Source organism: Moraxella sp. K1664 (assembly GCF_039693965.1).
GTDB lineage: Bacteria > Pseudomonadota > Gammaproteobacteria > Pseudomonadales > Moraxellaceae > Moraxella.
Window position 1 is genome coordinate 1,620,952 of sequence record NZ_CP155576.1, and the last position, 12,804, is coordinate 1,633,755.

At 46.3% G+C, this 12,804-nt stretch carries 8 protein-coding genes and 1 tRNA gene; 4 read left to right on the top strand and 5 right to left on the bottom strand.

What is annotated here, in order from left to right; all coding sequences use genetic code 11:
* Positions 1–101 precede the first annotated feature (101 nt).
* The 3 genes from AAHK14_RS08200 to AAHK14_RS08210 form a co-directional block, all read right to left on the bottom strand.
* Positions 102–178: transfer RNA gene (locus AAHK14_RS08200), tRNA-Val, on the bottom strand.
* Positions 179–226: 48 nt separating this feature from the next.
* Positions 227–1,123, bottom strand: coding sequence for an A24 family peptidase (locus AAHK14_RS08205; RefSeq protein WP_065274066.1), 897 nt, complete (start codon positions 1,121–1,123; stop codon positions 227–229).
* Positions 1,123–2,346 carry a type II secretion system F family protein gene (locus tag AAHK14_RS08210; RefSeq protein WP_065256707.1) on the bottom strand — a complete coding sequence of 408 codons (1,224 nt, stop codon included), beginning with the start codon at positions 2,344–2,346 and terminating at the stop codon, positions 1,123–1,125. The genes AAHK14_RS08205 and AAHK14_RS08210 overlap by 1 nt, the downstream gene beginning before the upstream one ends.
* 348 nt (positions 2,347–2,694) lie before the next feature.
* Here AAHK14_RS08210 and recG point away from each other — a divergent pair, with 348 nt between their 5' ends.
* On the top strand, positions 2,695–4,800 hold the full coding sequence (gene recG, locus AAHK14_RS08215) for an ATP-dependent DNA helicase RecG (protein WP_065256706.1): 2,106 nt from the start codon (positions 2,695–2,697) through the stop codon (positions 4,798–4,800).
* A 30-nt stretch (positions 4,801–4,830) separates the two neighbouring features.
* Here recG and AAHK14_RS08220 read toward each other — a convergent pair whose 3' ends face one another.
* Positions 4,831–6,564, bottom strand: coding sequence for a DUF262 domain-containing protein (locus tag AAHK14_RS08220; RefSeq protein WP_065256705.1), 1,734 nt, complete (start codon positions 6,562–6,564; stop codon positions 4,831–4,833).
* Positions 6,565–6,825: 261 nt separating this feature from the next.
* Between AAHK14_RS08220 and AAHK14_RS08225 the strand changes: the two genes are divergently transcribed.
* The 3 genes from AAHK14_RS08225 to AAHK14_RS08235 all read left to right on the top strand — a co-directional run bounded on the left by AAHK14_RS08225 (position 6,826) and on the right by AAHK14_RS08235 (position 11,330).
* Positions 6,826–7,023: a hypothetical protein gene (locus AAHK14_RS08225; protein WP_062499026.1), complete on the top strand. Its 198-nt coding sequence runs from the start codon at positions 6,826–6,828 to the stop codon at positions 7,021–7,023.
* 66 nt (positions 7,024–7,089) lie between these two features.
* A complete protein-coding gene (locus AAHK14_RS08230; RefSeq protein WP_065256704.1) occupies positions 7,090–8,286 on the top strand; it encodes an efflux RND transporter periplasmic adaptor subunit in 1,197 nt (398 codons plus the stop codon).
* Positions 8,283–11,330: an efflux RND transporter permease subunit gene (locus AAHK14_RS08235; protein ID WP_065256703.1), complete on the top strand. Its 3,048-nt coding sequence runs from the start codon at positions 8,283–8,285 to the stop codon at positions 11,328–11,330. The genes AAHK14_RS08230 and AAHK14_RS08235 overlap by 4 nt, the downstream gene beginning before the upstream one ends.
* Before the next feature lie 117 nt (positions 11,331–11,447).
* Here the strand turns inward: AAHK14_RS08235 and ruvB are convergent, their stop codons facing one another.
* Entirely contained in the window at positions 11,448–12,431 is a 984-nt protein-coding gene (gene ruvB / locus AAHK14_RS08240) for a Holliday junction branch migration DNA helicase RuvB (protein WP_065256702.1), read from the bottom strand.
* Between the last annotated feature and the right edge of the window lie 373 nt (positions 12,432–12,804).

Consider the following 12,804-nt stretch of genomic DNA (forward strand, 5'->3'; position numbering starts at 1 on the left):
TCGTCCAAAATGCACAAAATAAACAGATTTATTTTTGTAAGCAATTTTGTCAAAACAAGCAAAAACCCCTTGAAATATAAGCATTTCAAGGGGTTTGGATATGGTAGGCGTAAACGGACTCGAACCATCGACCCCCACCATGTCAAGGTGGTGCTCTAACCAACTGAGCTATACGCCTAAAAGTGGTGCTATTATAACAGATAAATTTTAAATGGCAAGCACTTTTTTAAATTTTATACATGCCTAAATACCAACCCATAACATCATGCCCCCATAATAGGGCAATGATACCTGCAATGGCAATATAAGGACCAAAGGCAAAGGCACGGCTTTCACCACGCAGTCTCATCAAAACCACACCCACGATAGAGCCTAGTACAGCAGATACAAGAATCAAAAAGGGCAACATACCCACACCCAGCCACGCCCCAATCGCTCCTAGAAGTTTAAAATCGCCTGCTCCCATGCCATCTTTTTTGGTGATGAGTGCATAGAGTTTGGCAACTGACCAAAAGGATAAAAAACCAAGCAGTCCGCCCCACACCGCAGAGCTTAGTGAAGTAAAGATATTTTGGGTGTTTACCATTAAGCCTATCATACCCAGCGGGAAAACCAAGCGGTCGGGCAGTAGTTGTGTGTCAAAATCGATGCCAGTTAGGGCAATGAGTATCCATAGGTAAATCAGCCCCAACACGCCTGCCACATTTGCCCCCAGCATATAGATGACCAAGACAGACAATGGGGCAGTGATGAGTTCCACTAATGGATAACGCATACTAATGGGGTTGCCACAACTGGAGCATTTACCACGCAATAGAATAAGCCAGCTTAATACAGGAATGTTTTCATAAGCACGGATTTGGTGGTTGCATTTGGGGCAACGAGACGGCGGAAAGGATAAGCTAATGGGTACGTCATTGGCAATCGTCTCTTGAATGGGCTTGACATGATTGGGGTTAAGGTCGGACTGTGTACCCAAAAACCATGCTGTATCTTTACGCCACTCTCGGTTCATGATGAGTGGTGTGCGGTGAATGACCACATTTAAAAATGAACCAACACAAAGCCCCAGCAGTCCAGCTAGGGCTAGGGCAAAATAAAAGTTCTCTGATAAAAAATTCATCATCCGATAACATCACCCATCATGAAGATTGGCAGATACATGGCGATAACTAGACCACCGATTACCACGCCCAAAAATGCCATAATCATTGGTTCCATGAGACTGGTTAGACCATCAACGGCGTTATCCACTTCGTTTTCATAAAAAGTGGCAGCTTTATCTAGCATTTCTTCTAAACTACCCGCTTCTTCACCGATGCCGACCATTTGAAGTACCATGCTAGGAAATAGGTTGGTGTTACGCATGGCAAACTGCATTTGCTGACCGGTGGCGACATCTTCTTTGACACGCTGTGTGGCTTCATAAAATACGATATTATTGGTTGCCCCCGCGGTAGAGTCTAGGGCATCAATCAAAGGCACGCCAGCAGCAAAAGTGGTGGATAGCGTACGACAAAAACGAGCGATAATAGATTTATAGACAATATCACCAAAAATGGGTAGTTTAAGAGCCAATCTATCTAGGAAGTTTCTAAATTTCTGGCTACGCAACTTAGCTTGGGTGAAAGACACAACAAGGATTGCTAGTACAATAAAAAATACCAAATAATACTTAACCATCCAATTGGACATATTAACCACCATTTGGGTAAAGGCAGGTAATTCTGCGCCAAATCCAGCAAACATATCAGCAAAAACTGGAACCACCTTAACCAGTAGAATGGCGGTAACAATAATAGCAACAATGATAACCGCAATCGGATATTTCATCGCCTTTTTGATTTTGGCTTTGAGCATTTCACTTTTTTCTTTATAAGTGGCGACACGCTCTAACATGGTCTCTAACGCACCCGATTGCTCACCGGATTCAACCAATGAACAAAATAAGTCATCAAAATATTTGGGGTGTTTACGTAAGGCGGTGGCAAAGTTACTCCCCGCTTCAATATCCGCCTTTACTTTTAATACAATCTCTTTCATGCTGGGATTGTCAAGCGAGTCGGCGACAATCTCAAAGGCTTGGGTCAGTGGCACACCTGCTTTCATCATCGTGGCAAGCTGACGCACAAAAATAGCAATATCAATCGCTTTGATAGATTTTTTGATTTGAAAAAGGGGCTTGGATTTTTGTCTAACGTCTTGGACAATGATGCCTTGCTTTCTAAGCTGAGCACGAGCCAGTTCAAGGCTTTTGGCGGTTAGCTCGCCTTTGACGTTTTGTCCGCGTTTATTAGTGCCAGAGTATTTAAAATCAAGTAATTGTTCGGTTGCTACTTTTGCCATGGGTATCTCTTCATGCTTTGCCAATGTTGGCGATGTTGCAAGTTATGTGCCGTATTGTATTTTTAAATGAACCCAACATAGGGTAATGCTGATGACATTTTACACCAAAAGTCATCAAATTGTAAATAATGTATCACAAAACTTGCACAACATTCGTGGTTTTTGGTAGGGTATATTCCGCCGTTTATGCCATTAAAAAATAAACGGTTTATTTTTTTGGTTAAATGGCTTAAAAAATATGATTTGGTGAATGATTATTTTACTAAAATTTATCATTTCAAAAGATAAATTCTTGCCAATTTACCTTATTACTCTTACAATGACCAAAAATAATTATCACCCAAATCCATGACTAACCTTGCCCCCACCCAATACCCCATTACCGCCCTTGCAGGCGTGGGTCAGCCGTTGGCAAAAAAACTTGCCGAGCTTGACATTCATCGCATTTTTGATTTGCTCATGCACCTGCCCCGAGATTATGAAGACCGTAGCCGTACCGTACCGATGAACACGGTAGAAAACGGGCAAGTGTGCATGATTGCAGGGGTCATCACGGACGTGGCGAGCAACAAAGGACGGTTATCGGTGTGCCTAGAAGACAACAGTCATGGGGGCGGGGGCATGGTTGTTTTGCAGTTTTTTAAAACCTATCCGACTCTGTTACAAACCATGACCGTGGGGGCGAACATTACCGCATTTGGCGAGATAAAGGTCAGTCGCTATGGCGTGCAAATGGCTCATCCAGAGTATCATATCACAGGGACAAAGACGTTTGAAAGTGGGCTTTTACCCATTTATCCGACCGTCAAAGGGCTTCATCAAAACAAACTGCGTCAGCTTGTCCGCATGGCGATTAACGCCGTCCGCCAGTCGCCTTTGACCTGTCTGTCCGATGATGATTTTAATAGCGTGGGCGTGCGTGTGCAGGGCGATTTGTTGTCCGCCTTGACCGCCATACACCTGCCTGACCCACAGGCGGATATTTTTAGCCAAACGGCACTTTTGACAGGGCTAAAAGACCGCACCCACCCTGCGTGCCAAAGGCTCATTATAGAAGAGCTTACCGCTCATCAGCTTGTGTTTTTGTACCGCAAACAAAACCTGCACACCCACAAAGCCCCTTTTTGCGAGCGTGTCAGTCCGCTTGCCGATAGGCTTGTGGCAAGTCTGCCCTTTCGTCCGACCAACGCCCAACAGCGTGTTGTTGGTGAGATAGTTGCCGACCTTGCCACCAGTACGCCCATGCTCCGCCTTGTGCAAGGGGACGTGGGGGCAGGCAAAACGCTTGTGGCAGGCTTGTCGGCGTGTCATGCCATTGATAGTGGTTGGCAAGTGGCAATTATGGCACCGACCGAGATTTTGGCAGAACAGCACCTGATTAATTTTAAAAAATGGTTTGAGCCTATGGGTATTGGCGTGGGCTGGCTTGCTGGCAAACAGACCGCCAAAGAACGCAACGCCAGTTTAGGTGCCATTATCAATAATGACGTGCAAATCGTGGTTGGTACGCACGCCTTATTTCAGGACGGTGTGGCGTTTGCCAAATTGGGGCTTGTCATCATTGACGAACAGCACCGTTTTGGCGTGGAGCAACGATTGAAACTGGTCAGTAAAGGCGTGGCAAACAGCACGCCACATCAGCTTGCCATGACCGCCACCCCCATTCCACGCACGTTGGCGATGAGTATGTATGGCGACATGGATGTGTCGGTGATAGATGAGCTACCGCCCAATCGCACGCCCATTACCACTGTTACCATTAACCGAGACCGCCGTGATGAAGTGATTGAGCGGATACGCATCAACTGCAAAAACGGCAAACAAGCCTACTGGGTGTGTCCGCTCGTTGAAGAGTCCACCGCCCTAGACGCACAGTCGGCAGAGCTGTTGTATCAAGACCTGTGCGAGCGGTTGGATATACGCATTGGACTGGTACACGGCAAAATGAAAGCGGGTGATAAGCAAGCGGTAATGAATGACTTTAAGCAGGGCGACATTGACTTGCTAGTCGCCACCACTGTGATAGAAGTGGGCGTGGACGTGCCAAATGCGTCCCTTATGGTGATAGAAAATGCCGAACGGCTCGGACTGTCTCAGCTTCACCAACTGCGTGGGCGTGTGGGGCGTGGCTCGGAAAAATCCTTTTGTGTGCTACTGTATCAAATGCCCCTATCGCTCACAGGCATAGAACGGCTCAATATCCTGCGAGACAGTACGGACGGCTTTGTCATCGCCCAAAAGGACTTGGAACTGCGTGGGGCAGGCGAGCTACTGGGCAAACGCCAAACGGGGGATATGGGTTACTATCTGGCGGACATCGTGCGAGATGAGAGCTTGCTACATATCGCCCAAAACCTTGCCAATCATCTCATCAAATCGCCCAACAAAACCGCCCTAACCCAAGCGATGATAGGGCTATGGCTTAGGGAAAGTGGGGAGTTTGTGGGGGCGTAAACGTAAACTCTTTTGTGCTTGCTTTTGAAGTTAGCTTAATTGGTCTATTCGCCAAATACTTGTAGCAACCTTCGCCATTAACCGTTGGCGTTTTGTGATTGCATCTGGATTCCAGTCTGGATAATCAGCAATCGCCCTTGTGGTCTGAAAATGACTTTGAGTCAATACAGGTTTTTTTTGCTCAAATTCCAAATTTGCCATTTGGCTGTTTATGTTTTTCTCGCACAACGCCATGTTGCCCAGTCTGTAAGTCATGGATTCGCCGTCCTTGAAGTCAAAAATCTCCCAACCTTCATCAGGGTTCTCAGGGTAGATATGCTCAATATTAACGTCTGTATCATCTAAAGCAGGGTTGTTAACGCCGCTTTCTTTGCGTTCTATTTCTGTCAGAATATATCTTACTACTTTTTTATTTCTTGATGATGTGGTTTTTAATATTTTATCTGAAAAATAGGATTTGAAATGCTCATCTTTTACATAAACTTCTTTTAGTAATAAAATCATGTCTGAATAGCGGATATTCTCATTAATTTTTTCTGATGCTTTGTAATAAACACGCTCTAACTCGCCTGTATGTAAACCGCCAATAACATTATAGCGAAACGAAATGATAACGCAAGTTTTCAATGTTTTTTCAAAGCCTTCTGCCTTGAAGTTGCGATAAGCAGACATTAACAAAGCGTAAGGCTGTTTAACATTAAACATTTTTAGTGTTTCAGCATATTTTCTAGCATTTAAAGACCAATTTGTTGCTGTGCTTGGATTATTCAAGGATAGATATAGGTCAATATTTTCATCAATTTCTCTAATTAATGAAAATACTTCTCTACGATTGGTTATTTTATCTCTAATTTTTTTAAATAATTCATTTTGACGAACAAAAGAGTATTTGCTATTCCAAAATACCCTTAAAAAATCAGGAAAGCTTTCTGAGCCAAGTCGCTCCACAATTTTGTTCCAATGTCTTTCTAGACCATTTAATTCATGATTATTGTCCAAATGATTGGTTTCTTTGTGAATGATAGAAAATAAATAATTTTTTAGTAAGTCGGTTGATGATAATTTAATGCCACGAGCATTTAATGTTTCAAATACTTTGTAGGCATTTAGTTCATCATTTACAGTAATTACTGTAAAAAATAATAAATCACTCATATTTCCAATAAAGGTTGCAATCTCTACTCCTTTATTTTCACTGTTTTTAATATACTTAGCAATCTTATCATCAAACCATTCAAATGCTTTTCGCAAAGAATGCTCCGATGATCTCATATTTCTTCTTGGTATGTTTTCTGATAAAGTAACCAAATAATTTTGATAAAAAAAGTCATTATTGTTATTTAGATTTAACTTAGATTTAGGTTGTAATGTAATGGGGTCTAAATAACCAACATAAGTTTGTCGCAGTTGTTCTAAGCGTTGTTGATTTTGTTGGGCAAATTCAGGATGATCATTAATGAGTTTTTGCAGATTTTTTAAGCCAGCCAAAACAACAATGCTTAGCGTGGTTAAGCGTTGCTGCCCATCAATGACATCGAAATTCTTGTCATCGCTTGATTGCAATACCAAGTAACCCATATAATGCGAACTGTCTTTATTATTTGCCTTATCTTCAATAGCGATCAACAAGTCCTGCCATAAATCATCCCATTCATCAACCGTCCAACTATAATCTCTCTGAAATCTCGGAATAGAGTAAGTCAAACCATTACCAATTAATTGGCGATAGGTTTGGTTTACCGTTTTGAAATTAGTGGCAGTCATAAAATTATCTCGCTTAAATTTTTTTAAATTTTAACATCACTATAACAAAAAATCTAGGGCGTGCCTGCCTTTTGTATTTGCAATGAGAAACAGGGGGAATCGCACGTTTTCAAGGAAAAAACGTAGGCTGATAATCATTTTCATGCAAAAATTGATTAAACCATCAACTTTTTATCAAATTTCCAATAAAAATGTTATCAATGTTCAACATGCCCTAGCATAAATCATATTTCATAAAATATTATAACTAAAAATGACAAATTGCAACTCATCAAAACCCAATTATCCCAAAAACTGGATAATCTGAAACTTATCATTGATGAGATTAAGGCAAGCCAAAGCTATCAAGTGGTGAGTAGCATTGATGATTGGCAAGATTATTTTGATAATCAAAAAATAGAGCTGATAAGGGAGCGAGATAGGCTAAGAGAGCTGATAAAAAACACGGACGTGAAGTAGTATAAATACCCTTGACAATCCCCCCGACCTTGCTACAATGCTGTTTTTATCACTCATAAAATCACCATGAACAAGCCAACTTTTAATCCCAAAAATCCCTTATTGTGGGCGATGTGTGCCATTGCCCTTGTGGTGTTTGGTGTGCTAATAGGGCGAATAACCGCCAAGCCGTCAGAGACTGCTCGCCCCACATCTGCCACGTCCGCCGATGCACCTGATAACACCAAAGTTGCCATGACCGTGCAGGCGACCACGCCAAGCCCCATGCTTGTATCAGACAGCTTGTCCGCCAGTGGCGTGATGAGTGCCAAAGAGACTGCCGAAGTCAGTGCCAAAATCACAGGGGCGACCATTGAGCAGGTACTCGTTGAAGTGGGCGACCATGTCAAGGCAGGGCAGGTGCTTGCCGTGCTAGATAAAGACACCATGAGTGAGAATGCGGTGCAGGCACAGGCGGATTATGAGCAGGCAAGGGCGAGCCGTGAGCAGGCACAGGCGGATTTGGCACGAGTGGAGCCACTGCTTGCCATTGATGCGGTCAGTCGTCAGCAGGTGGACAGCTATCGCACCGCTCTAAAACAAGCCCAAGCAACCGAAAAGGCGAGTTTGGCACGCCTTAGCACCGCCAAAAGCAACCTAAATAATACCCAAATCATTGCCCCTGTGGCAGGGATTATCAGTGCCAAAAACGCACAGGTCGGTGTATTGGTTAGTGGCACGCCATTATTTAGTATCATCAAAGGCGGACGGCTAGAATGGCAAGCGACACTCTCGCCTGCCGATGCTGAGCGTATCCATGTCGGACAGCAGGCACAGGTCGTGGTGGGCGATGAGAGCGTGGCAGGGCAGGTTACTCATCTGTCGCCAACCGCCAACGCAGGGCGTGAGATAGTCGTGCATGTCGCCATGCCCGCCCACTCTGCCCTAAGAGCAGGGACATATCAGCGTGGACAATTCGTGCTAGGCAGTCAAAGTCATCACGCCATACCCAGTTCGGCGGTCATGAGTACGGACGGCTATGATTATGTGTGGCAACTTGCCAAAACCGACCAGATAGACATTTACCAAACCCAACGCCAAAAAATCACCGTCTTGGCTCGTGAGCAGGACAAAGTGGCGACCGATTTGCCGTCTGATACACTCATTGTGGCAAATGGGGTGAGTTTTTTAAATGAAAATGACTTGGTGAATATCGTCATGATACAAGACATGACCAAAGATACAACCCAAGCCATGACAGAGAATAAGGCACAAAACCCATGAACTTTTCAGCCTATTCTATCAAAAACCCCTTAGTGGCGATTTTGTTGTTTACCCTATTTACGCTTGGTGGATTGCTTGCTTTTAATAACATGAAAATTCAGCAGTTCCCCGACATTGATGTGCCTGCCGTCATCGTTACGGTGGCTTATTCGGGGGCAAGCCCAGCCCAGCTAGAAACAGACGTCGCCAAAAAAATAGAAAACAAAATCACGTCCATATCAGGGGTCAAGCACATTCGCTCGACCTTGCAAACAGGCGTGGCGACGGTACACACCGAATTTGTCTTAGAAAAAGACCTATCAGAGGCGGTTGATGACGTGCGTTCGGCACTAGATGAGATTAGCAGTGATTTGCCGGCTGCTGCCGAAGAGCCGATTATCACCAAAGTCTCTACCGCAGGCTTTCCTGTGGCAGGCTACTCGGTGGCGTCCGATAACATGAGCGAGGCGGAGCTGTCGTGGTTTGTTGATGACACATTAAACAAACGCCTATCCAATGTTGCAGGCGTGGGGACGATGAGCCGTGTGGGCGGTATTGAACGTCAAATCATCGTCGCTCCTGATGTGGCAAAGCTAAATGGTTGGGGGCTACCCATTGGTAATTTGTCCAACCAAATCACCGCTTCACAGACAGATGCCACAGGTGGCACCGCCAAAATCGGTGGCGGTATGCAGACCATTCGAGTGCTAGGGGCGGCACGCAGTGTCGAGGAGTTGGCTCATATCCAAGTCGTTACTCCGGCAGGGGGCGTGCCATTGGGTCAGCTTGCCAGTATTCATGATGCTCATGCCGACCGAAGTAGCGTGGCAAAGTTAGACGGGCAGACGGTGGTGGCGGTCAATTTTACTCGCTCACGTGGGGCGAGTGAAGTGGACATGGTCAAAGGCATTGATGATGAGCTTGCCAAACTCGCCCAAGAGATACCGCATATCCGTGTCCAAAAAATCTATGACAACGCCCAGCCGGTGTTTGAAGATTATAATGCCAGCATGAAAATGCTCATCGAAGGCTGTATCTTGGCGGTGGTCGTGGTGTGGCTGTTTTTGCGAAACTGGCGAGCGACTTTGGTGGCGGCAGCGGCATTACCTTTGTCTATCATACCGACCTTTTTGGCGATGTATGTGTTTGATTTTAGTTTAAATATCATCTCACTGCTTGCCTTGTCGCTCGTCATCGGTGTGTTGGTTGATGATGCCATTGTCGAGGTGGAGAACATCATGCGACACCTACACATGGGTAAGACCCCGTATGAGGCGGCGATGGAGGCGGCAGATGAGATTGGACTTGCGGTGGTGGCGACCACGTTTACGCTCATTGCCGTGTTTTTGCCGACTGCCTTTATGAGTGGGGTGGTGGGGCAGTTTTTTAAGCAGTTTGGGTGGACGGCGGCGATTTCGGTGTTTATCTCGCTACTGGTGGCACGTCTGGTTACGCCCATGATGGCGGCATATATCCTAAAACCTGAACAGCCCAAAACCGAAACGACAAGCAAAACCATGACTGCCTATCTCAAACTGGTGTCATGGACATTAAAGCACCGCTTTATCACGCTTGGGGCGACCATTGTGCTGTTTATCGGTTCGTTGGCGATGGCAGGGCTACTCTCGGGTGAGTTCGTGCCGGCAGATGACAGCGACCAGACCCAGCTTACCTTAGAGCTAACCCCTGATGCGGTGCTAAACGACACGACCGTCATCGCAGACATGACCGCCGAGCGTATCCGCCACATCGATGGCGTGCAGTCGGTGTTCGTGTCGGTGGGGACGGCAGGCGGTGGGGCAGACAGTCGCAATGCGTCCGCAGGGGCGGAAAATAACGCCACACTCAATGTCGTGCTTGCCCCACGTGGCGAACGCCCCCCTAAGACAGAGATAGAGCACGCCATATCGGACGTCATCAAGGGTGTGCCGTCTGCTCGCTTTACGGTGGGTATGTCGGCAGGGGGCGATACGGGCTATGGATTTTCGCTACGTTCGGATAATCCCAGACTGCTAGAAGAGGCGGTGGATAAGGTCATGGCGGAGATTCGTGGACTGCCAAGCGTCTCATCGGTGAGCAGTAACAAACCGTTGCCTAAGCCTGAGCTTGCCGTTATCCCTGACCCCATGCGTATGGCGGATAAGGGCGTTACCACGCAGTCGCTTGCCGATACCTTGCGTATCGCCACGCAGGGCGATTATGAGCAGGCACTCTCTAAGCTAAGCCTTGACACACGCCAAATCCCCATTGTCGTGCGACTGCCTGACAGCGTGCGTGCCGACCCTGTGGCGTTGTCTGGTCTATATGTGCCAAGCAGTACGAACAATGCGGTCAAGCTCTCGGAAGTGGCGGATATTGACTTTACCACAGGCGAGGCGGAGATTCGCCGTCTCAATCGTGAACGCAGTATCAAAATCACGGTGCAGTCCGAGCAGGAGTTAGGCGAGGTGGTCAGTGCCGTTAAAGGCTTGCCAAGCCTGACCAATCTGCCTGATGGTGTAAGTGCGATGGACGAGGGGCAAGCCGATAGTATGGCAGAGCTATTTACAGGCTTTGTCATTGCGATGGGTGTGGGGATATTTTGTATCTTTGGCGTGCTGGTGCTACTGTTTCATAAGGTGTTACAGCCCTTTACTATTCTTATGGCGTTGCCGTTGTCTATCGGTGGGGCGTTGATTGGTTTGGTGGTAACAGGGTCTAGCCTGTCCATTTCGTCCATGATTGGCTTTATTATGCTGATGGGTATCGCCACCAAGAACTCTATCTTGCTCGTGGATTATGCCATCATCGCCGAGCAACAGGGTAAATCTCGCCTAGATGCGATACTGGACGCGTGCCGTAAGCGGGCTCGCCCTATCATCATGACGACCATTGCAATGGGGGCAGGTATGTTGCCACTGGTGTTCGGCTGGGGTGGGGTGGATTCAACTTTTCGCCGTCCGATGGCAGTGGCGGTGTTAGGCGGTCTTATCACGTCCACGTTTTTAAGCCTTGTGGTGATACCAGTGGTCTACACACTGATGGACGATGTGGGGCGGTGGTTTAAAAAGTCCAAAATCGCTTAATCTAAGACGGCTTAATGGGGCAAAACCACGTCAAAGGGCGTGGTTTTGTTTTAGGGTGCATCACACGCACCTACCGCCAATAGGCGTATTTTGAAGTTAAACGATTGTGATTTTCGCCTAATCCTCCACCATCATGCCCTTATCCAACAGTATCCGCCCCTTTGGGGTGCGTTGGATATAACCCTGCTGAATCAGATACGGCTCTATCACGTCCTCTAATGTCCCTCTGTCCTCCGCCATCGCCGCTGCAATCGCTTCCACGCCCGCAGGTCGCCCATCAAAACGCTCTTTTAGCATGGACAGATAACGCCTATCTAAGTGGTCAAGCCCTTGTTTGTCCACCGAGAGCATATCTAGGGCAAGGCTTGCCATTTGCCCTGTAACCACGCCATCGCCCTTAACCTCGGCATAATCACGCACACGGCGTAACAGACGGTTGGCGATACGGGGCGTACCACGAGAACGTCTGGCAACCTCTACCGCCCCCATCTCCTCCATGTCAATGCCTAACAGGCGTGCCGAACGTCTCACAATGGTGGTCAAGTCCGCCACATCATAAAATTCAAGGCGTTGGACAATGCCAAATCTATCACGCAAGGGCGATGTCAAAAGTCCTGCCCGAGTGGTTGCCGCCACGAGCGTAAAGGGGGGTAGGTCAAGTTTGATAGAGCGAGCAGCAGGGCCTTCGCCTATCATGATGTCAAGCTGAAAATCCTCCATCGCAGGGTAGAGTATCTCCTCAATGACAGGCGATAAGCGATGAATTTCATCAATAAATAACACGTCCCCTTCTTCTAGGTTAGTCAGCATGGCAGCCAAATCGCCCGCCCGCTCTAACACAGGGCCACTGGTGGAGCGTAGATTTCCGCCCATCTCACGGGCGATGATGTTGGCAAGGGTGGTTTTACCCAGACCAGGGGGGCCAAAAATGAGCGTATGGTCTAACGCCTCGCCTCGTTGTCTGGCGGCAGTGATAAACACCTCCATCTGCTCACGCACTTTGGGTTGTCCGATGTAGTCAGATAGGGCGGTGGGGCGAATGGCACGGTCAAGATTGTCGTCTTTTTTGGTGTTGGGGTCAATTAGGCGGTTATGATTCATGATGATGTTATTAAAATTAAAAAGGATACTTTGCTCTCAACTTAAAATGGCAAATTATTGATTATTCAATAATTATTTTTGAGTTGTGGGGGCAAATTGTCATTTGCCCTTGATAAATCAATCGCTTATATCAAAGTTGAGCATGGGGTAAAGGGTATTATAAAGAAAAATATCCAAAATGTGATGATTTTATGAATTAATTTTTTAAAAAAGCAAAAACAGAATGTTGTATAAATCAACGCATTAAGGCAAGTTATTCATAAATTGGACACAACTGTTACTGCATCGTTACTAAACCTGATTTTTAAACACAATTATTCTACATTTTTGGGCAAATTTGAGACATTGTTTTAAAGATTTATGGGTATGATAG

Bases quoted from the DNA above. Each gene is read 5' to 3' on its own strand.
- AAHK14_RS08210 (WP_065256707.1), bottom strand. From the start codon at position 2,346: ATGGCAAAAGTAGCAACCGAACAATTACTTGATTTTAAATACTCTGGC.
- ruvB (WP_065256702.1), bottom strand. From the start codon at position 12,431: ATGAATCATAACCGCCTAATTGACCCCAACACCAAAAAAGACGACAAT.
- recG (WP_065256706.1), top strand. From the start codon at position 2,695: ATGACTAACCTTGCCCCCACCCAATACCCCATTACCGCCCTTGCAGGC.
- AAHK14_RS08205 (WP_065274066.1), bottom strand. From the start codon at position 1,123: ATGAATTTTTTATCAGAGAACTTTTATTTTGCCCTAGCCCTAGCTGGA.
- AAHK14_RS08235 (WP_065256703.1), top strand. From the start codon at position 8,283: ATGAACTTTTCAGCCTATTCTATCAAAAACCCCTTAGTGGCGATTTTG.
- AAHK14_RS08230 (WP_065256704.1), top strand. From the start codon at position 7,090: ATGAACAAGCCAACTTTTAATCCCAAAAATCCCTTATTGTGGGCGATG.
- AAHK14_RS08220 (WP_065256705.1), bottom strand. From the start codon at position 6,564: ATGACTGCCACTAATTTCAAAACGGTAAACCAAACCTATCGCCAATTA.